Genomic DNA, 19,850 nt, shown 5'->3' on the forward strand with positions numbered 1-19,850 from the left:
TCACCGCATGAGGAAATCACTACTCGCCTTGCTCCTTCTGGCCTCGGCCGGTTTTGCGCATGGGCAAGTGCAACTCAGGGAAGGTTTTCCACAGCAATACACCGTGGTGGCAGGGGACACACTCTGGGACATTTCCGCCAAATACCTGCGTGAACCGTGGGAATGGCCGCAGCTTTGGCAGGCCAATCCGCAGATCGAAAACCCCAATCTCATCTATCCGGGCGATATGCTGTCGCTGGTCTATGTCAACGGTCAGCCACGCCTGACCCTCAATCGCGGCGCTTCCCGGGGCACCATCAAGCTTTCGCCACGAATCCGCAGCTCGCCGGTGGCCGATGCCATTCCGAGCATTCCACTGAAATCGATCAACAGCTTTTTGCTGAGCAACCGCATCGTCGACAAGGCCGAGGATTTCGACAAGGCGCCCTACATCGTTGCTGGCGATGCCGAACGGGTGCTCAGTGGCACCGGTGATCGAATATTCGCGCGCGGTCATTTCGACCCGGCACAACCGGTGTACGGCATCTTCCGTCAGGGCAAGGTCTACACCGATCCGCAGAGCAAGGAGTTTCTGGGGATCAACGCCGACGACATCGGTGGCGGCGAGATCATTGCCACTGAAGGCGACGTCGCCACCCTCGCCTTGCAACGCACCACTCAGGAAGTACGACTCGGCGACCGGTTGTTCGGCGGCGAGGAACGTTCGATCAATTCGACCTTCATGCCTAGCGCCCCGACAACCGAAATCAACGGGTTGATCATTGATGTGCCGCGTGGGGTCACCCAGATCGGCGCGCTGGATGTCGTCACGCTGAACAAGGGCCAGCGCGATGGCCTGGCCGAAGGCAATGTGCTGGTGGTGATGAAAACCGGTGAAACCGTGCGCGACCGGATCACCGGCCAGCCCGTGAAAATTCCCGACGAGCGGGCCGGTTTGCTGATGGTCTTCCGCACTTACGACAAGCTTAGCTACGGGCTTGTCCTTAACGCATCGCGCTCCCTGGCGGTGATGGACAAGGTGCGAAATCCTTAAGCCTGCTCACAAGTTACCAACAGAGTTATCCACAGCTTATTCCCGATTCGACGGGACCTTATAACGATCAAGGATGATCCATGACGCTGTCTGCCTGTATGTCCGTTTCCCCCGCGGAACTGGAAGCCCGTTTACGCCTGCACCGTTTGCCGGAACTCGGCCCTGCACGTTTCAAGAAATTGCTTGAAGCCTTTGGTTCTGCCTCCAAAGCCATTAGCGCACCGGCCAGCGCCTGGCGTGCATTGGGCCTGCCACACGCCTGCGCAGAAGCCCGGCGCTGCAGTGAAATTCGTGACGGGGCCAGTCACGCATTAGCCTGGTTAGAGCGCCCAGGCCAGCATTTGCTGATGTGGGACCAATCTGACTACCCCGCGCTGCTGGCGCAAATCAGTGATGCGCCGCCGCTGTTATTCGTCGCGGGCGATCCGGGAATTCTGGAAAAACCACAGCTGGCGATGGTCGGCAGCCGTCGTGCTTCGCGACCGGGCATGGACACTGCCGCCGCGTTTTCCCGCACGCTGGCCGGCGCCGGTTTTGTCATCACCAGCGGCCTGGCCCTGGGCATCGATGCTGCCGCGCATCAGGCGGCTCTGGACGTTGGCGGGCAAACGGTCGGCGTGCTGGGCACGGGGCTGGAAAATTTTTATCCACAGCGCAATCGGCGGCTGGCGGATGCCATGATCGCCTCGGGAAGCGCGGTACTTTCGGAGTTCCCGCTGGACGCCGGTCCTTCACCCGGCAACTTCCCCCGGCGCAATCGAATCATCAGCGGTTTGTCCCTCGGCGTGCTTGTGGTCGAGGCGAGTGTTGCCAGTGGTTCGTTGATCACCGCCAGACTGGCGGCGGAACAGGGGCGAGAGGTGTATGCGATTCCAGGGTCGATCCATCACCCCGGGGCTAAGGGTTGCCATCAGTTGATCCGCGACGGTGCGGTGCTGGTGGAAACCATCGAACACATCCTCGAAGCCTTGCGCGGCTGGCAACGGCTGCCGTTATCCTCGCAAATGCCGCAGACGACAGAGACTCATCCGCTGCTCGTATTGCTCCACGCGGCGCCCCATACCAGCGAAGCCTTGGCGATCACCAGCGGCTGGGCATTGTCGAAAGTGTTGGCAGCGCTGACGGAACTGGAAATGGACGGCCGTGCGGTCTGTGAAAGTGGCCGCTGGCTTGCACGGGGACGCTAGGTTTTGCATGGAAGATCGGTAAACTGCGCAGAGCCTTATTCCGGAGAGTCTTTCATGGTTAACAGTTGGCGTGTGCAACAAGCCGCACGAGAAATTCGCGCTGGGGCGGTCATTGCCTATCCAACCGAAGCTGTCTGGGGCCTGGGTTGCGACCCGTGGAACGAAGAGGCGGTGGATCGTCTGCTGCTGATCAAGGGGCGGTCTGTGGATAAAGGCCTGATTCTGGTGGCCGATAATATTCGCCAGTTCGATTTCCTCTTCGAAGACTTCCCTGAATTATGGATGGACCGCATGGCCAGCACCTGGCCAGGCCCCAATACCTGGCTGGTGCCGCATCAGAATATGTTGCCCCAGTGGATTACCGGTGTGCACGAAACCGTGGCATTGCGGGTTAGCGATCACCCACTGGTGCGGGATTTGTGTGCGTTGGTCGGGCCGTTGGTTTCAACCTCGGCCAACCCTCAGGGGCGGCCAGCGGCGCGGACGCGGATTCGCGTGGAGCAATATTTCCGTGGGCAGCTTGATTGGGTGCTGGGCGGCAATCTGGGCGGGCGGAAGAATCCGAGCGTGATCCGCGATCTGGCGACCGGCCACGTTGTGCGCCCGGATTGAGACCTGAGGTGGCCCCATTCGCGAGCAAGCCCGCTCCCACAGTAGATCTTCAGTGAATACAAATTTTGTGTTCGGCAACAATCGAGTGTGGGAGCGGGCTTGCTCGCGAAGAGGCCCTTACAGACACCAAAAATCTCAAGGCAACAAAACGGTCGAGCCAGTCGTGCGCCGCGCCGACAACTCGGTCTGCGCCTTCGCAGCCTCAGCCAACGGATACCGCTGACTGATGTCCACCGTAAGCTTCCCGCTGATGATCATCTCGAACAGTTCATCGGCCATGCTTTGCAGGTTTTCAGCGTTATTGGCGTAGGTCGCCAGGGTCGGTCGGGTCACGTACAGCGAACCTTTCCCCGCGAGAATCCCCAGATTCACGCCATCCACCGCGCCTGAAGCATTACCGAAACTCACCACCAGCCCCCGAGGCGCGACGCTGTCGAGTGACGTCAGCCAGGTATCTTTGCCTACACCGTCGTACACCACCGGCACTTTTTTACCGTCAGTCAATTCCAGCACGCGTTGTGCGACGTTTTCATGGCTGTAATCGATGGTCGCCCACGCTCCATTGGCTTTCGCCAGGGCGGCTTTCTCCGGTGAGCTGACCGTGCCAATCAGCTTCACGTCCAAGGCCTTGGCCCATTGGCAGGCCAGGGAACCGACACCTCCGGCTGCTGCGTGGAACAGGATGGTTTCGCCGCCCTTGAGTTCATATGTCTGACGCAGCAAGTACTGCACGGTCAGGCCTTTGAGCATCACGCCGGCGGCCTGTTCGAAGCTGATGGCGTCCGGCAGATGCACCAGATTGGCTTCCGGCAATACATGAACATCGCTATAAGCGCCCAACGGGCCGCTGCCGTACGCCACGCGATCGCCAATCTTGAAGCGGGTGACTTCGCTGCCGATTGCTTCGACCACGCCCGCGCCTTCCGCGCCCAGGCCCGACGGCAAGGCGGGTGGCGCATAGAGACCACCGCGGTAATAGGTGTCAATGAAGTTCAGGCCGATGGCCTTGTTGGTCACGCGCACCTGCAGCGGGCCGGGTTCGGGGGGCTGGTAATCGACATGTTCGAGTACTTCGGGGCCGCCATGGGTGCGGAACTGGATACGCTTTGCCACCTGCACTCTCCTTAGATCTTGGTTTCTAGAGTTGTAGCGCGAAGCGTGCTATCGAACTCTCAAGCTTGACCTTCGTCAACTGCGACGGCACAAGGTGCAGTGTTATCCTACGCAGCAATTTGCCGCCGGCCTGTATGAGCGCCGCGTAGCTTTGCCCGATTCAAGGTGATGCCATGACTACCCGCACCGAGGCCGTAAAAGCCTACCTGCTCGACCTGCAAGACCGCATTTGCGCTGCTTTGGAAGCTGAAGACGGCGGCGCGCATTTCGTTGAAGACGCCTGGACCCGCCCTGCCGGCGGTGGCGGTCGCACCCGGGTGATCGAAAACGGCGCGGTCATTGAAAAGGGCGGCGTCAACTTTTCCCACGTCTTTGGCAGCGGTCTCCCACCCTCCGCCAGCGCTCATCGGCCAGAATTGGCCGGCCGAGGCTTCGAAGCCTTGGGTGTGTCTTTGGTGATTCACCCGCACAACCCCCATGTACCGACGTCCCACGCCAACGTGCGCTTTTTCATCGCCGAAAAAGAAGGTGAAGAGCCGGTCTGGTGGTTCGGTGGCGGCTTCGACCTGACCCCTTATTACGGCAACGAAGAAGATTGCGTGCACTGGCACCGCGTCGCCGAACAGGCCTGCGCGCCGTTCGGCCCGGACGTCTACCCGCGCTACAAGGCCTGGTGCGACAGTTACTTCCACATCAAACATCGCCACGAGCCGCGAGGCATTGGCGGTTTGTTTTTCGATGACTTGAACGAGTGGGACTTCGACACCAGCTTCGCCTTCATGCGCGCCATCGGCGATGCGTTCATCGACGCTTACCTGCCGATCATGCAGCGCCGCAAGAACGATGCGTTCACCGCCAAACAGCGTGAATTCCAGGAATTCCGCCGTGGTCGTTACGTCGAGTTCAACCTGGTCTATGACCGCGGCACGCTGTTCGGCCTGCAATCAGGCGGGCGTACCGAGTCGATCCTGATGTCGCTGCCGCCGCAAGTGCGCTGGGCCTACGACTGGAAAGCCGAGCCGGGCAGTGAAGAAGCACGCCTGACCGAGTACTTCCTGCAAGATCGCGATTGGTTGGCCAAGGCCTGATTCCAGGGTTTGAGTTTTGCATCGTCGGGGCTGCCGTCAAGATCGCAGCCTTCGGCAGCTCCTACGGTTGAGGAATTGTAGATGGATCGTTACGTCGTATTCGGTAATCCGATTGGCCACAGCAAGTCGCCGCTGATTCACCGTTTGTTCGCCGAGCAGACGGGGCAAAAACTCGACTACAGCACTTTGCTGGCGCCCCTTGACGATTTTTCCGGCTGTGCCCGGGCATTTTTCCGCGAAGGGCGTGGGGCGAATGTGACGGTGCCGTTCAAGGAAGACGCCTATCGTTTGGCGAACAGCTTGACCAAACGGGCGCAACGGGCTGGCGCGGTGAATACCCTGAGCAAACTGGCCGATGGCAGCCTGCTGGGCGACAACACCGATGGCGCCGGGTTGGTGCGGGACCTGACGGTCAATGCCGGTTTCAGTCTCAAGGGCAAACGCATCCTGCTGCTCGGGGCCGGCGGTGCGGTGCGCGGGGCGCTGGAGCCGTTGCTGGCGGAGCAACCGGCGTCGGTGATCATCGCCAACCGCACGGTGGAAAAAGCCGAATTGCTGGCCGAGTTGTTCGCGGATCTGGGGCCGGTGTCGGCCAGTGGTTTCGATTGGTTGAAGGAACCGGTGGACCTGATCATCAACGCAACGTCCGCCAGTCTGTCAGGCGATGTACCGCCGATTGCCAGCAGTTTGATTGAGCCGGGCAAGACGGTTTGCTACGACATGATGTACGGCAAGGAGCCGACCTCCTTCTGCCGCTGGGCCAGCGAGCACGGCGCGGCGGTGGCGATGGATGGCCTGGGAATGTTGGCAGAGCAGGCGGCGGAAGCTTTCTACCTGTGGCGCGGTGTGCGCCCGGATACCGCGCCGGTATTGGCCGAACTCCGCCGGCAATTGGCCGCTTAATTTTCTGTGGCGAGGGAGCTTGCTCCCGTTGAGTTGCGAAGCGACCCTAAAATCTGCGGGCGCTTCGCACCCGAGCGGGAGCAAGCTCCCTCGCCACAGTGGTCAGTGTTTATTCCAGGGTTGGGTGTTTCAATCCTCGAAGCGAATCGGGCATTTCTCCGCGCCTTCGAGTTTTCTCAATTCCTCCACCACTTGCGGCCGTGCCCGCCGCAGCGTCAGGCTGCGATCCTGGCGCAGCAGCCGTCGCGCTTCCTGGTGCAGCATTTCCACGCCCGAATAGTCGATGAAGTTGATCTGCTGCGCCTCGATCACGACCCGCGCGCCGTGCATCCGTTGCAAACGCACTTGCAGGTAATGGCTGGCGCCGAAAAAGATCGAACCGCCGACTCGCAGAATGTCTTCGTCGCCCTCACGCCAATGCTGCACCCGTGGTTGCGAGGTGCGTTTGAGGTAAAAGAACAATGACGCCAGCACTCCGGCGTAGATCGCCGTTTGCAACTCCAGCAACAGCGTCGCGACACAGGTCAGCGCCATGACCAGAAACTCGGCACGGCTGACCCGCAACAACGCGCGAATACCGCGATGGTCGACCAATCCCCAGGCGATCAACAAAATGCTGCCAGCCATGGCCGGGATCGGAATGTGCGCGATCAATACCGCACCGAAGATAGCGAACAAGGCTACCCAAACCGCGGAAAAAACGCCTGCCAACGGTGAGCAGGCACCGGCGTCGTAGCTCAGGGCCGAGCGGGTGAAGGAACCGGCTGACAGCGAGCCGGAAAAAAACGCACCGACCATGTTCGAGAAACCCTGGGCGCGGACTTCTTGATTGGCGTCGAGCAATTGTTGCGAACGCGCCGACAAGGAGCGGGCAATCGACAGGCTCGTCACCAGCCCGAGCATGCCGACCGCCACCGCGCTGGGCAGCAGGCGCAATATCAGGTCCAGATCCAGCGGCAACGGGCTGAAGGGCGGCAGTCGCCCGACAAAGGCGCTGACTAACTGCACATGGCCGAACATCGCTGGCCACAGCCACACCAACAACCCGCTCAGGGCCAGAGCGATTAACAGCGTCGGCCAGCGCGGCACCAGCAGTTTCAGCACGATGCCCACTCCGACCGTGGCCAGGCCCAGTGCCAGCGAGGGTTTGTCTACCTCACTGAGATGACTGAACAGCAGCATCAGGCTGTTCAGGGCTGTAGCCTGGTTGGGCACATCCAGCCCCAGCAGATTCGGCAGTTGCCCGATGGCAATCACCACCGCTGCGCCAAGGGTGAAGCCCAGCACCACCGAGTGAGAGACGAAATTCACCAGGGCGCCGAAACGCAGCAAACCCAGCAGCCACTGGAAAATCCCCGCAAGGAGTGTCAGAAGCAGGATCAGCGTAACGTAGTCCTGCGACCCGGGGACGGCCAGAGGACTGACGCTGGCATACAGGACGATGGAAATGGCCGCCGTAGGACCGCAGATCAAATGCCACGACGAACCCCAGAGGCAGGCGATCAGCACCGGGATGATGGCGGCGTACAAGCCATATTCCGGTGGGAGACCGGCGATCAGAGCGTAGGCAATCGATTGTGGTAACGCGAGAATCGCGCCGCTCAGGCCGACGATCAGGTCACGACCGACGCTGGCGCGGGTTTGCCGGGGCAACCAGGTCAGGAAGGGAAAGAGTGAATGGCGGCTGGGGAAGGCCATGGGTCCTCTCGGCAAGGGGTAAATCGTCAGGGTAAAGCATTGGCCTGCAGTGGGCAGATCATTGTGGCGAGGGAGCTTGCTCCCGCTCGGTTGCGCAGCAGCCGCAAATCCGGACAACTCGGTGAGACAGATAAACCGTGTTTGCCGAAATGGGAGCGCTACGCACTCCAGCGGGAGCAAGCTCCCTCGCCACAGGTAATTATTACAACTTGGCTTTCACCGCCGGCAACGCATCCTTCCCGTCCACGGTTTTCACGCCGTCCAGCCACTTATCCAGCACCGCCGGGTTGGCCTTGATCCACGCCTTGGCCGCCGCGGCGTTGCTGATCTTTTTGTTCACCACCTCGGCCATGATGCTGTTCTCCATTTCCTGGGTAAAACTAAGGTTGGTGAGCAGTTTGCCGACGTTCGGGCAGGCCTGTGCATAACCTTTGCGGGTCAGTGTATAAACGCTGCCGGTGTCACCGAAGTATTTCTCGCCGCCCTTCAGGTAATGCATTTTCAGCTGTACGTTCATCGGGTGCGGCGTCCATCCGAGGAAGGTCACGAACTTCTGTTTCTTCACCGCGCGAGACACTTCAGCCAGCATCGCCTGTTCACTGGACTCGATCAGCTTCCACTGACCCAGGTCGAAGTCGTTCTTCTTGATGATCTCTTGCAGCGAAATGTTCGCCGGAGCACCGGAGCCGATGCCATAGATCTTCTTGTCAAACTTGTCGGCGAATTTGTTCAAGTCATTAAAGTTATGCACACCCGCGTCCCAAACGTAATCCGGAACCGCCAGCGTGAACTCGGTGCCTTCGAGGTTTTTCGCCAGCTGCGTAACATCGCCATTGGCCACGAATTTGTCATAGAAGCCTTGCTGTGCCGGCATCCAGTTACCCAGGAACACGTCCACCTGGCCGTCCTTCAGACCGCCAAAGGTAATCGGCACCGCCAGCGTGTCAATCTTGGCCTTGTAGCCCATGCCGTCCAGCAGAAACCCGGTGATGGCATTAGTGGCAGCGATGTCGCTCCAGCCCGGGTCGGCCATTTTCACCGTTTCGCAGCTTTGCTCGGCATAGGCCGAGGCACTGCCCAGAGCCAGAAGCCCGACCGTCAGTACTGTGGATAACCTTTGCATGGACTTCCCCTTAACATTATTGGTTTTGGCAGGGTTGTGGATAACGTGCTTTGCGTTCCAGATCGTCGAGGTCGATGTGGTTGCGCATGTACTGCTGGCTGGCGTCCACCAGCGGCTGGTGATCCCAGCTCTTCAGCTTGCCGATGGTCAGGGCATCAGCGACGAAACGCCGGCGTCGCTGACTGGCGAGCACCTGTTGGTGGATCGCCGGGATATCCCATTTGGCCCGCGCTTCGGCGAGAAACTCCTCGAAAAGCTGCCGATATTGCGGCGATTGGCTTAGTTCTTCCTGTTCCTTCGGGTCGTTATGTACATCGAAGAGTAGGCAAGGGTCGTCTTCGCTGTAGATGAATTTGTAAGCGCCGCGGCGAATCATCATCAACGGGCTGATGGTGCCTTCAGCCATGAATTCACCGAACACTTCGTCGTGACCGCCCTGCCCTTGCAGATGCGAAACCAGCGAGCGGCCGTCCAGCGGCAAACCCGGTTCCAGCGAGCCGCCGGCCAATTCCACAAAGGTCGGTAGCAGGTCGGCAGTGGACACCGCTGCGCTGACCCGCCCAGCCCCGAATTGCCCTGGTGCACTGATCAACAGCGGTACACGGGCAGCCATTTCGTACCAGTGCATTTTGTACCAGAGGCCGCGCTCGCCGAGCATGTCGCCGTGGTCACCGGAGAAGACGATGATGGTGTCATCGATCAGCCCGGTTTCCTCGAGGGTTTGCAGCAGTTTGCCGACGTTGCTGTCGATATAACTGCACGCACCGAAATAGGCACGGCGCGCATCGCGGATCTTATCCACAGGCAGCGGCTTGTTCCACAGGTCATAGACCTTGAGCAAACGCTGGGAGTGAGGATCGAGTTGATCCTGCGGGGGTGTTTCGGGCAAAGGGATGTCGGCGTCGTCGTACATTTCCCAAAAAGCCTTGGGAATCGTGTATGGATCATGTGGGTGAGTCATCGACACGGTCAGGCAGAACGGCTGATCGCCCTCCTCGCGGATGTGGTCGAACAGGTATTGCTGGGCCTTGAACACCACCTCTTCGTCGAAATCCAGCTGATTGGTGCGCACGCACGGCCCGGCTTGCAGCACCGACGACATGTTGTGATACCAGGTTGGGCGCACGTCCGGCTCGTCCCAGTTCACCGCCCAACCATAGTCGGCCGGGTAGATGTCGCTAGTGAGGCGTTCTTCATAGCCGTGCAACTGGTCCGGGCCGCAGAAATGCATCTTGCCCGACAACGCGGTGCGGTAACCCAGGCGACGCAGGTAATGGGCATAAGTCGGCACGTCGGCGGGGAAATCGGCCGCGTTGTCGTAGGCGCCGATCTTGCTCGGTAATTGCCCACTGACCAAAGTAAAACGCGACGGCGCGCAAAGAGGGCTATTGCAATAAGCGGCGTCGAACACCACGCCTTCGGCGGCGAGGCGGCTGAGATTCGGCAGTTTAATAGGCGAAGGACCGTAGAACGGCAACATTGGCGCGGCCATTTGATCGGCCATGATGAAAAGAATATTTTTGCGCTTCATGTGATCGCGGCATTCCATAGTGGATATTTATGCGAGAGTGCTGTGATCGAGCATGGAGTCCATTATCTTTGTGGTAAAGCCCATGCCAGGCAATGACTAGGATAAGCACAGCTTATGTATGACGCCCTTGGTGATTTGTCCCTGGACCTGCTGCGTGCCTTTGAAGCCGCGGCCCGGCAACGCAGCTTCACCGCCGCCGCGGTGGAGCTTGGCACCACGCAACCGGCCATCAGCCAGCAGATCAAACGATTGGAAGAGCAGCTCGCTACACGGCTGTTTGACCGGATTTATCGTGGTATTGAACTCACCGAGGCCGGATCCATCTTGTTTGAGCAAGTTCAGCTCGGTTTGCAGAATATCGATGCAGGATTAAACGCAATCAGCGCACAGCAACAGCACGAGGTGTTGCAAGTGGCCACCGATTTTGCCTTCGCGGCGTATTGGCTGATGCCACGTCTGCACCGCTTCCATACCGCCAATCCGCACGTGGACGTCAGCCTGGTCACCAGTGAACGCAGCCACAACATGCTGCGAACCGATATCGATGTGGCGGTGCTATTCGGCGATGGCCGGTTCAAGCAAGGCGAGAGCCATTGGCTGTTCAGCGAAGAAGTGTTTCCGGTGTGCAGCCCGCTGCTGTTGAAGGACCGTCCCCTGCCCTTGCCGGCTCAGGCATTGCTGGAGTTTCCGCTGCTGCACCTGCGAGGCGAACACAGCAGCAACTGGTTCGACTGGAGCGGCGTGTTTCGCAAGCTGGGAATCACCTCGGCCCCGGCTCCGGGGCAACTGCGCTTCGACAATTACACCTTGTTGATCCAGGCGGCAATTGGCGGACAGGGCGTTGCGATCGGGTGGCGGCACCTTGTGGATAACTTGTTGGCGCAAGGTCTGTTATGTCGCCCGATTGCCGAGACGGTCATTTCCCGGCTGGGGTATTACGTGGTTCTGCCCCAGCGCAAACGGCGTGGGGCGTTGATTCAACTGTTTGTGGATTGGTTGATGGCGGAACAGGCCAGTAGTGCGCAATCGCTCAATGGTCTCCCTTTACCTTCGATTGCGGTGTGAATGCAAAAAGATCGCAGCCTTCGGCAGCTCCTACGCGCCTGTGGGCGCTGCCGAAGGCTGCGATCTTTTATGATTCCGAAGTCCCAACAAAACTCACATGCTCACCCACATGCAGGTTCAGGTGCAGTTCATCGGCAATCCCTGTGGCGACCCTGTTCAATTGCTCCAGCGCTGCGGCCATGCCAGGTTCCAGGCTACTGCTGACATGACTGAAATGCTCGATGGTCAGCCCGGGCACGCGCCGTGGTGCATTCACCAGGGTCCAGTGCAACGAGCTGCTTTGCAGAGCTTCGCGAATTTCTTCGGCGGCGTGGCGTTGTAACGGGTCGTCTATTTCCGGGTCATCCAGCACCTCGAAATCGCCCACCACAAACAGCCGGGCAATGCCTGCAGCCTGCATGCCGTCGATCAGTGCATCGACTGCCAGTACCTCCTCGACCGGGCCGGGCACAAATTTTTTTTCGATGTGCTCACTGTTCATCGGCAACCCTGGCGCATCGAGCAGGCAAATCACCGCTGAACAGCCGGCCACGCTCTGCTTGACTCGATTGGCATCGAACAGATCGCCGGTCTTGGTGCGTAAACCCGGGCGCGGCGCGAGTGCGGTCAGATCATCGATAATCGCGATTACTTCATGCTGGCGGCGTAGCATTTCAGCCATCAGCGCACTGCCCAGGCTACTCATGGCACCATAAAGCACTACCTTCACCACCGGGGTTTCGGCATTTTTCATGGCCGTGCTCCCTACTTTCCTGCCTATATGGTGTGTGACCTGCGAGAAGCGGTGAGGGTTCGACAAGGTTCAGAGGGAGCCAGATGCAAACGATCAAGGGTTTACCACGCCCGTTTGTTTTCTGATCAGAGTTGTTCCTCTGCCTCGCCAGGCAAGTGCTCGTCCAGATGAAGCCACGGTAAACGACTGTCGGTCCAGATATGCCGCTCGGCCGGCGCCTGCTCGGGATGGTCGAGGGTGGCGATGGTCACATCGATGGTCTTGGGGCTGAGCTGCGTTACCAGCGCAAGTTGCGCCCCACAGTTCGGGCAGAAATAGCGTACGCAGGTGGATGAAGATTCGTACCGCGACGGCGTACCTTTCACCCAGGCAAATGTCGACGCAGGGACGGTGATCCAGGTGGTCACGATTCCTCCGCTGACCCGTCGGCAAATCGAGCAATGGCAGTGAGCGATGCCGTGCAATGGCCCGCTGAATTGATAGCGCATTTGTCCGCAGTGGCAGCCGCCGGTGTGAAATTCGCCCATGTCTTTTGCTCCTGACCCCGTGTTTACGGACTCTAAACCCGGCCCGACGACCGGTTGTACATTCGGTCAATGCTTTCACTCGCGAAAGCTGGCTGAAAGCTTCCCCGATTAGGATCGCCCTCACTGCCGGCAACAGACCGGTTGGCCAATGCGAGTGTTTTATCGCCCGCCCGGTCCATTAAACAACAACAATGGTGATTCTGATGTCCGCTACTACCCGCCTCTTCGCTGTCACTCCGCCCGTACGTCTCGTGCTTCCCGTTCTGCGCTGACCCCATCCGGTTCGCCATTCCCTAGCCGCGCTACGCCTGGAGTATTCCTATGCTGACTTTCCTTGGCTTCGCCATGGTCATCACGTTCATGTTCCTGATCATGACCAAGCGCCTGTCCGCGCTGATCGCCCTGATCATCATCCCGATTATCTTTGCCCTGTTCGGCGGTTTCTCGCCGAAGATCGGCCCGATGATGCTTGAAGGCATCACCAAGCTCGCGCCGACCGGCGTGATGCTGATGTTCGCCATTCTCTACTTCGCCCTGATGATCGACTCCGGTCTGTTCGACCCGGCCGTGCGCAAGATCCTCAAACTGGTCAAGGGCGACCCGTTGAAAGTTTCGGTCGGCACCGCCGTTCTGGCGCTCGTCGTTTCCCTTGATGGTGACGGCGCGACCACTTATATGATCTGCGTGGCCGCCATGCTGCCGCTCTACAGCCGCATCGGCATGAGCCCGCGGATCATGGCCGGTCTGATCATCCTCGCCGGCGGCGTGATGAACATGACCCCTTGGGGTGGCCCGACGGCTCGTGCGGCCAGTGCGCTGCATGTCGATCCGTCCGATATCTTAGTGCCAATGATTCCAGCAATGCTGGCCGGCGTGGTGGCGATCCTGGCGATTGCCTACTTCTACGGTAAACGCGAGCGTGCGCGTCTGGGTGAACTGCACCTGGTCGGTGATGAAGTCGATCACAGCGAAATCAGCGTTTCGCAGTTCCCGGATGCCCGTCGTCCAAAGCTGATCTGGTTCAACGGCGCCTTGACCCTGGCGCTGATGTGCACGCTGGTCGCCGGCCTGTTGCCGTTGCCAGTGCTGTTCATGGTGGCGTTCAGTATCGCGATGATCGTCAACTACCCTTGCCTGCAAATGCAGAAGGATCGCGTTGCGGCCCACGCGGGTAGCGTGCTGGCGGTGGTCGGGTTGATCTTTGCCGCGGGTATCTTCACCGGTATCCTGTCGGGCACCGGCATGGTCGATGCCATGTCGAAAAGCCTGCTGGCGGTTATCCCCGATTTCCTCGGCCCGTACCTGGCTGTGATCACCGCGCTGGTCAGCATGCCGTTCACGTTTTTCATGTCGAACGATGCATTTTATTACGGCGTGTTACCGGTACTTGCCGAAGCCGCCAGTCATTACGGTATAACCGCGGTGGAAATGGCACGTGCCTCGATCGTCGGTCAGCCCGTCCACTTGCTGAGCCCGCTGGTACCATCGACTTACCTGTTGGTGGCCCTGGCCGGTATCGAATTCGGTGATCATCAGCGGTTCACCTTGAAGTGGGCAGTGCTGGTTTGCCTGTGCATACTGGTCGCTGCATTGCTGATGGGGATTTTCCCGCTGTTCAGCACTCTATAAGCCCAAGACTTACCATGACGGGTCCAGGCTTTGTTGTTTGAAGCCTGGGCCCTTTGTGGTTTAAACACTCGCTCAAAGGAATACACATGGAATGGCTGACCAACCCTGAAATCTGGGTTGCCTTCTTCACCCTGACTGCCCTGGAGATCGTCCTGGGCATCGACAACATCATCATGATCTCGATCCTGGTCAGCCGCATGCCCAAGCACATGCAGGCGCGCACCCGGATTTTCGGCCTGGCACTGGCCATGATCACGCGGATCCTGTTGCTGCTGTCGATCACCTGGGTCATGCGCCTCACAACCGATCTGTTCGAAGTATTCGGCCAGGGTATTTCCGGGCGTGACCTGATCCTGTTCTTCGGTGGTCTGTTCCTGCTGTGGAAAAGCTCGCAAGAGATGTACCACGCGCTGGAAGGTGAAGACGAAAGCGGCGACGAGCCTTCGGGCAAGGGCGGCAATTTCCTGTACACCATCATCCAGATCGCGATCATCGACATCGTGTTCTCGCTGGACTCGGTGATCACCGCGGTGGGCATGGTGTCCCACGTACCGGTGATGGTCGCGGCGATCGTTGTTGCCGTACTGGTGATGATGATGGCCTCGGGCACCATCAGCGCGTTCATCGACAAGCACCCGTCGCTGAAGATGCTGGCGCTGTCGTTCCTGTTGCTGGTGGGTACCGTGCTGATCGCCGAATCGCTCGACGTGCACTTGCCAAAAGGCTACGTCTACTTCGCCATGGCATTCTCGCTGGCGGTGGAAGCGATCAACATCAAGATGCGCACCGCCATGGCGAGAAAGCGCAAACAGCAGGAACCGGTGAAACTGCGCAAGGATGTTCCGGGGCAGTAACCGGTCCCAATGGGGTCTCTGTGGCGAGGGAGCTTGCTCCCGCTGGGCCGCGAAGCGGCCCTGAAACCAGTCACTGCGATTACTCAATAAAATCGCGGAGGCCTGTATTGCGGCTGCTTCGCAACCGAGCGGGAGCAAGCTCCCTCGCCACAAGAACAAAGGGCCTACGGCCCTTTGTTCGTTTCTGAAGCAAACTGTTTAATGACAGTTTTGTTTCAATCGCCTCTTTAGCTATGCGATGCTGGCGCCCAGACCGTTAGCCAACTACAGCTTAAGGAACGTAGAAAAAAGCGCGGCACCATCGACTTGCCCCACTGGGGCGGCTACCACCACAGGGGGCCTGTATGCTCACCCTGCTCAATCTGCTATCCGCCGTGGCCCTTTTGATCTGGGGCACGCACATCGTCCGAACCGGCATCTTGCGGGTTTATGGCTCCAATTTGCGTCATGTGATCGCCCATAACATGTCCAGGCGCTGGCTGGCGTTTCTTGCCGGGATTATGGTGACCGCCATGGTCCAGAGCAGTAATGCCACTGCCATGCTCGTGACCTCGTTTGTTGGTCAGGGCCTGATGGCGCTGACTCCGGCGTTGGCGACCATGCTCGGTGCCGACGTGGGGACTGCGCTGATGGCGCGGGTGCTGACCCTCGACTTGTCCTGGCTTTCGCCGCTGCTGATTTTCCTCGGAGTGATTTTCTTTTTGTCGCGCAAGCAGACCCGGGTCGGACAGATGGGCCGGGTCAGTATCGGACTGGGGCTGATCATCCTGGCGCTGCAGCTGATCGTCGAGGCCGCCGCGCCGATCACTCAGGCGCAAGGGGTGAAGGTCATCTTCGCCTCCCTGACCGGCGATATTCTGCTCGATGCCTTGGTCGGCGCGCTGTTTGCGATGATTTCCTACTCCAGCCTGGCCGCCGTTTTGCTGACCGCGACCCTCGCCGGTGCCAGCGTGATCAGCCTGCCGGTGGCCATCGGCCTGGTGATCGGCGCCAACATCGGCAGCGGCATTCTGGCTTTCCTCAGTACCAGCATGCAGAACGCGGCCGGCCGTCAGGTGGCGCTCGGCAGCCTCTTGTACAAACTGATCGGCCTGCTACTGATCATTCCGGTGCTCGACCCGCTGGTGCGATGGATCGACAGCCTCGACTTCAGCCCTCAGGAAATGGTCATCGGCTTCCACCTGCTCTACAACACCGCGCGTTGCCTGATCCTGTTGCCCAGCGTCGGGCCGATGGCCAAGCTTTGTGCGTGGCTGTTGCCCGAACGGCCGGACATCAATGGCACGGCCAAACCGCGGCATCTTGACCCGACGGCATTGGTCACCCCGAGTCTGGCGCTGGCCAATGCTGCCCGGGAAACCCTGCGCATCGGCGATCTGGTCGACAGCATGCTCGAAGCCATGCTCGCCGTGCTGCGCGGCAAGCAGACCGCCGTGACTCAGGAAATACGTCGCCTGACCGATGATGTCGAAGCGCTCTACAGCGCTATCAAACTCTATCTGGCGCAAATGCCCCGCGAAGACCTTGGCGAGCAGGACAGTCGGCGCTGGGCGGAAACCATCGAGCTGGCGATTAACCTGAAACTGGCCAGCGATCTGATCGAGCGCATGCTGCGCAAGGTTCAGCAGCAGAAAACCTCGCAACGCCGGTCTTTTTCCGAGGTGGGCCTGGAAGAGTTGGCGGGGCTACACAGTCAGTTGATTTCCAATCTGCGTCTGGGGTTGTCAGTGTTTCTTAGTGCCGACCCGGAAAGTGCCCGTCAGTTACTGCGTGAGAAACGTCGCTTTCGCGCACAGGAGCGCCGCCTGGCTCACGCCCATGTCAGCCGTTTAAACCGTAAGATCGTACAAAGTATCGAGACCAGTTCGCTGCATCTGGAACTGATTGCTGACATGAGACGCTTGAATTCGCTGTTCTGCAGCAGCGCCTATGCAGTGTTGGGCACGTCCGATACTGGTGCCCTGGCGGTCGACGATTTGACTGACATCACTCATTCACCCTGAACGTCCACAGTTGCCTGAAGTCTGTTGAACTTACGCGGGTCGTACGGAAAATCGTTATGCGTTGTCTGCTGTTCGCTTGTCTGTTGCTCGGCTCACTGCCTTCATTTGCTCTGGATCGCTTTCAGGTCGAGGGCTACACGTTGCGCAACGGCCTGCAATTGGTCCTCAAACCGGGTACGGAGCGCGGGCATGTGGCGATCCGGTTGGTGGTTGGCGTAGGCCGGGATGATTTCAGCTGCGCCGACAAGGAACTGCCGCATCTGCTCGAACACTTGCTGTTCAGCGGCATCGACGCCACCGGCGAAGGCGGCCTGGAAGAGCGCATGCAGGCCCTGGGCGGCGAATGGAATGCTTATACGAACAATGCAGACACGACCTTCGTCATTGAAGCGCCGGCGAAAAACCAGCGCAAAGTCCTCGACCTGCTGTTGGCGCTGCTGACCCAGACCCGTATCGACGACCCTGCGATCAACGTCGCCAAGCAAGTGGTCGAGCGCGAAGATGGCGGGCATTACTCGCATCTGCAACGCTGGCTGGATCGTCAGGACCTGGGCCACACCGCGAGTAATCAGTTGGCGGTGGAGCTGGGCCTCAAATGCCCCGAGCGCGCGCAAGTCGAGCACCTGACCCGCGAGCAGTTGGAGACGGTGCGCGGCGCCTGGTACGCGCCCAACAACATGACCCTGATCGTTGTCGGCGACCTCGACCGCCTCCTGCCGGCCTATCTGGAACGGGCCTATGGTGCGCTCGAAGCGGTTGAGCCTAGCGCTCACCTGCCGCTGCCAGACATTCAGGCCAGCGCGGCCCCCGTGCGCAATTTGAGTAACGGTTTCGTCGGTGACGGTGCCAAATTGCACTGGCTGGTGCCGGAACCGGTGCTGGAAGACCAGCATGACGAAACCTTCGACCTGCTCAAGGACTATCTGGACTGGGCGCTCTATCGCCAATTGCGCCTGGCCCATGGGTTGTCCTACGGTCCCTCGGCCGAGCGCGAGGTATTTGGCGGGATAGGCTTCATGAGCCTGAACGCCGACCTCGATCGCGACGCCGTGCCGGCAGCGGAACAGATGCTGGATGAGCTTAAAGCCGATCTGCTCAAGAACGGCCTCGACGCCGCCACCTTCGCCCGTCTCAAGCACGCCGCCATCGCTCGCCAGGCCTGGGCCGTGCAAGGCAACAGCGCCCTGGCGGACTATTACTGGAGCGCCCTTGGCGACTACGAGGATGGCCATTTCGTCAACCCGGCCAAGGCACTGCAAGACGTGACACTGGCCGAGGCGAACAAGGCAATGCGCAAGTTGCTGTTGCAGCCGGGGTATCTGCGGATCGAGAAGCCGCTGATGAGTTATGACCAGGTGATGTGGACGATTGTCGGGGGATTTGCACTGATGGTACTTGGAATATTGGGTTGGCGCGTTCACCGCAGACGATAGCCAATCCCTGTGGCGAGGGAGCTCTGTGGCGAGGGGGCTTGCCCCCGTTGGGCTGCGAAGCGGCCCTAAAAAATGGCACCCCGGTTTATCAGGCAAACCGCATCCACCGATATTGCGACTGCTGCGCAGCCGAGCGGGAGCAAGCTCCCTCGCCACAGGGTTTTGGGTTCGATCAAAGTGACCGCAAGCCTCGCCACGGGGCCCCTCGGGCGGTACCCTGTCGAGGATTTTCCCCACGACCATTGTGAATCGCCGAATGCCGAATCTGACCCTGTACGTACAGCGCCTTCTGGAATTAATGAAGCGCTATCCCGGGGTCATTGCGCTCGGTGGTTTCATTTCAGGGGTCGGCAGTTTCATGCTGGTGGATCGCCAACAAGGTCTGGCGACGTGGATCACTGCCATCATGCTGATCAGCTGGGTGTGGTTGATGCTGGAAAACAGCCTCACCAAGCTGTTTGCCAGGGTTTTCAAGCGCGAAATACCTCAGCCACTGCTGCGTTATGCGACCCAGATGATCCATCAGGAAAGCCTGTTCTTTGTCCTGCCATTCTTTTTGATCACCACCACCTGGAACAGTGGCCAGTTGTTCTTCACGGGATTACTGAGCATGGCGGCGCTGATTTCGATCATCGACCCGCTCTACTACAAATGGCTGGCCCCGCGCCGCTGGGCGTTCCTGGCGCTGCACACCCTGACCCTGTTCGCGGCCCTGCTGACCGCCCTGCCCGTCATCCTGCACCTGACCACCGCCCAGAGCTTCAAGCTGGCGCTGGGCATTGCCATGTTGATGTCATTCCCCAGCCTGGCCTCGATCTTCCCGATTCGCACTGTGCGCAATGCGCTGGCGATACTCAGCATCACCGTCGGCATCGGCGCCGCCGGTTGGGTGCTGCGCTCCTGGGTGCCACCGGCGACGCTGTGGATGACCGATGTGGCGATCAGCACGCAAATGCAGGACCGCACCCCCGGTAAGAGCCTGGAAGAAGTCAGCGCTGAACAGATTCGCGGAGGTGGGTTGTACGCGTACACGGCGATCAACGCTCCGCGGGGGCTGGCCGAGCGGATTTATCACGTCTGGATATTCAACGGTAAAGAAGTCGACCGTATTCCCCTGGACATCCACGGCGGGCGCAAGGAAGGCTACCGCGCCTGGACCCACAAGCAGAACTTCCCCGGCAACCCCGCCGGCAAATGGCAGGTTCGGGTGCTGACTGAGGACGGTCAGTTGATTGGCGTGTTGCGCTTCAAAGTCATGGACAGCACACCCGTCAAAGAAAAGTAACGCGGTTCGTGTTATTAGTCAGATCTGCGTAAT

At 59.6% G+C, this 19,850-nt stretch carries 17 protein-coding genes; 11 read left to right on the forward strand and 6 right to left on the reverse strand.

Annotation, left to right across the window (positions count from 1 at the left end; genetic code table 11):
• Positions 1-7 precede the first annotated feature (7 nt).
• The 3 genes from ABH909_RS03705 to ABH909_RS03715 all read left to right on the forward strand — a co-directional run bounded on the left by ABH909_RS03705 (position 8) and on the right by ABH909_RS03715 (position 2,832).
• Entirely contained in the window at positions 8-1,033 is a 1,026-nt protein-coding gene (locus tag ABH909_RS03705; protein ID WP_429430590.1) for a LysM peptidoglycan-binding domain-containing protein, read from the forward strand.
• Positions 1,034-1,113: 80 nt separating this feature from the next.
• Positions 1,114-2,220 (forward strand): DNA-processing protein DprA, encoded by a 1,107-nt coding sequence (gene dprA, locus ABH909_RS03710; RefSeq protein WP_429430591.1) that lies wholly within the window; start codon positions 1,114-1,116, stop codon positions 2,218-2,220.
• 54 nt (positions 2,221-2,274) lie between these two features.
• Positions 2,275-2,832, forward strand: coding sequence for an L-threonylcarbamoyladenylate synthase (locus ABH909_RS03715; RefSeq protein WP_429430593.1), 558 nt, complete (start codon positions 2,275-2,277; stop codon positions 2,830-2,832).
• Positions 2,833-2,967: 135 nt separating this feature from the next.
• Here the strand turns inward: ABH909_RS03715 and ABH909_RS03720 are convergent, their stop codons facing one another.
• On the reverse strand, positions 2,968-3,945 hold the full coding sequence (locus ABH909_RS03720; RefSeq protein WP_429430594.1) for an NADPH:quinone reductase: 978 nt from the start codon (positions 3,943-3,945) through the stop codon (positions 2,968-2,970).
• A 173-nt stretch (positions 3,946-4,118) separates the two neighbouring features.
• Here ABH909_RS03720 and hemF point away from each other — a divergent pair, with 173 nt between their 5' ends.
• On the forward strand, positions 4,119-5,033 hold the full coding sequence (hemF, locus tag ABH909_RS03725) for an oxygen-dependent coproporphyrinogen oxidase (protein ID WP_429430596.1): 915 nt from the start codon (positions 4,119-4,121) through the stop codon (positions 5,031-5,033).
• 81 nt (positions 5,034-5,114) lie between these two features.
• On the forward strand, positions 5,115-5,936 hold the full coding sequence (aroE, locus tag ABH909_RS03730) for a shikimate dehydrogenase (protein WP_429430598.1): 822 nt from the start codon (positions 5,115-5,117) through the stop codon (positions 5,934-5,936).
• 129 nt (positions 5,937-6,065) lie between these two features.
• On the opposite strand, the gene ABH909_RS03735 is transcribed toward aroE, so the two are convergent.
• The 3 genes from ABH909_RS03735 to betC form a co-directional block, all read right to left on the reverse strand.
• Positions 6,066-7,634, reverse strand: coding sequence for a SulP family inorganic anion transporter (locus ABH909_RS03735; RefSeq protein WP_429430600.1), 1,569 nt, complete (start codon positions 7,632-7,634; stop codon positions 6,066-6,068).
• Between the two features lie 202 nt (positions 7,635-7,836).
• Positions 7,837-8,757: a choline ABC transporter substrate-binding protein gene (gene choX / locus ABH909_RS03740; RefSeq protein WP_429430602.1), complete on the reverse strand. Its 921-nt coding sequence runs from the start codon at positions 8,755-8,757 to the stop codon at positions 7,837-7,839.
• Positions 8,758-8,773: 16 nt separating this feature from the next.
• A complete protein-coding gene (gene betC / locus ABH909_RS03745; RefSeq protein ID WP_429430603.1) occupies positions 8,774-10,288 on the reverse strand; it encodes a choline-sulfatase in 1,515 nt (504 codons plus the stop codon).
• Between the two features lie 114 nt (positions 10,289-10,402).
• Here betC and ABH909_RS03750 point away from each other — a divergent pair, with 114 nt between their 5' ends.
• Positions 10,403-11,353: a choline sulfate utilization transcriptional regulator gene (locus ABH909_RS03750; protein ID WP_429430605.1), complete on the forward strand. Its 951-nt coding sequence runs from the start codon at positions 10,403-10,405 to the stop codon at positions 11,351-11,353.
• A gap of 67 nt (positions 11,354-11,420) precedes the next feature.
• Here ABH909_RS03750 and ABH909_RS03755 read toward each other — a convergent pair whose 3' ends face one another.
• Together ABH909_RS03755 and ABH909_RS03760 are read right to left on the reverse strand one after the other, a co-directional pair.
• On the reverse strand, positions 11,421-12,086 hold the full coding sequence (locus tag ABH909_RS03755; protein WP_429430607.1) for an NAD(P)-dependent oxidoreductase: 666 nt from the start codon (positions 12,084-12,086) through the stop codon (positions 11,421-11,423).
• Between the two features lie 125 nt (positions 12,087-12,211).
• Positions 12,212-12,613, reverse strand: a complete 402-nt coding sequence (locus tag ABH909_RS03760; RefSeq protein WP_429430609.1) for a GFA family protein — start codon at positions 12,611-12,613, stop codon at positions 12,212-12,214.
• Positions 12,614-12,934: 321 nt separating this feature from the next.
• On the opposite strand from ABH909_RS03760, the gene ABH909_RS03765 reads away from it, so the two are divergent.
• The 5 genes from ABH909_RS03765 (at position 12,935) to ABH909_RS03785 (ending at position 19,817) form a co-directional block, all read left to right on the forward strand.
• A complete protein-coding gene (locus ABH909_RS03765; protein ID WP_429430611.1) occupies positions 12,935-14,242 on the forward strand; it encodes a CitMHS family transporter in 1,308 nt (435 codons plus the stop codon).
• An 86-nt stretch (positions 14,243-14,328) separates the two neighbouring features.
• Complete coding sequence (locus tag ABH909_RS03770) at positions 14,329-15,096, forward strand: TerC family protein (protein WP_429430613.1); 768 nt, start codon at positions 14,329-14,331, stop codon at positions 15,094-15,096.
• A gap of 344 nt (positions 15,097-15,440) precedes the next feature.
• Complete coding sequence (locus ABH909_RS03775) at positions 15,441-17,099, forward strand: Na/Pi cotransporter family protein (protein ID WP_429430615.1); 1,659 nt, start codon at positions 15,441-15,443, stop codon at positions 17,097-17,099.
• 56 nt (positions 17,100-17,155) lie between these two features.
• Positions 17,156-18,532, forward strand: coding sequence for a M16 family metallopeptidase (locus ABH909_RS03780; protein WP_429430617.1), 1,377 nt, complete (start codon positions 17,156-17,158; stop codon positions 18,530-18,532).
• Positions 18,533-18,788: 256 nt separating this feature from the next.
• Positions 18,789-19,817, forward strand: coding sequence for a DUF5924 family protein (locus ABH909_RS03785; RefSeq protein ID WP_429430619.1), 1,029 nt, complete (start codon positions 18,789-18,791; stop codon positions 19,815-19,817).
• The last annotated feature ends 33 nt before the right edge of the window (positions 19,818-19,850 follow it).

The sequence above is a fragment of the Pseudomonas sp. BS3782 TE3695 genome (assembly GCF_050435305.1).
GTDB lineage: Bacteria > Pseudomonadota > Gammaproteobacteria > Pseudomonadales > Pseudomonadaceae > Aquipseudomonas.

Coding starts and splice junctions, on each gene's coding strand:
- ABH909_RS03705 (WP_429430590.1), top strand. CDS start 8: ATGAGGAAATCACTACTCGCCTTGCTCCTTCTGGCCTCGGCCGGTTTT.
- dprA (WP_429430591.1), top strand. CDS start 1,114: ATGACGCTGTCTGCCTGTATGTCCGTTTCCCCCGCGGAACTGGAAGCC.
- ABH909_RS03715 (WP_429430593.1), top strand. CDS start 2,275: ATGGTTAACAGTTGGCGTGTGCAACAAGCCGCACGAGAAATTCGCGCT.
- hemF (WP_429430596.1), top strand. CDS start 4,119: ATGACTACCCGCACCGAGGCCGTAAAAGCCTACCTGCTCGACCTGCAA.
- aroE (WP_429430598.1), top strand. CDS start 5,115: ATGGATCGTTACGTCGTATTCGGTAATCCGATTGGCCACAGCAAGTCG.
- ABH909_RS03735 (WP_429430600.1), bottom strand. CDS start 7,634: ATGGCCTTCCCCAGCCGCCATTCACTCTTTCCCTTCCTGACCTGGTTG.
- choX (WP_429430602.1), bottom strand. CDS start 8,757: ATGCAAAGGTTATCCACAGTACTGACGGTCGGGCTTCTGGCTCTGGGC.
- betC (WP_429430603.1), bottom strand. CDS start 10,288: ATGAAGCGCAAAAATATTCTTTTCATCATGGCCGATCAAATGGCCGCG.
- ABH909_RS03750 (WP_429430605.1), top strand. CDS start 10,403: ATGTATGACGCCCTTGGTGATTTGTCCCTGGACCTGCTGCGTGCCTTT.
- ABH909_RS03755 (WP_429430607.1), bottom strand. CDS start 12,086: ATGAAAAATGCCGAAACCCCGGTGGTGAAGGTAGTGCTTTATGGTGCC.
- ABH909_RS03760 (WP_429430609.1), bottom strand. CDS start 12,613: ATGGGCGAATTTCACACCGGCGGCTGCCACTGCGGACAAATGCGCTAT.
- ABH909_RS03765 (WP_429430611.1), top strand. CDS start 12,935: ATGCTGACTTTCCTTGGCTTCGCCATGGTCATCACGTTCATGTTCCTG.
- ABH909_RS03770 (WP_429430613.1), top strand. CDS start 14,329: ATGGAATGGCTGACCAACCCTGAAATCTGGGTTGCCTTCTTCACCCTG.
- ABH909_RS03775 (WP_429430615.1), top strand. CDS start 15,441: ATGCTCACCCTGCTCAATCTGCTATCCGCCGTGGCCCTTTTGATCTGG.
- ABH909_RS03780 (WP_429430617.1), top strand. CDS start 17,156: ATGCGTTGTCTGCTGTTCGCTTGTCTGTTGCTCGGCTCACTGCCTTCA.
- ABH909_RS03785 (WP_429430619.1), top strand. CDS start 18,789: ATGCCGAATCTGACCCTGTACGTACAGCGCCTTCTGGAATTAATGAAG.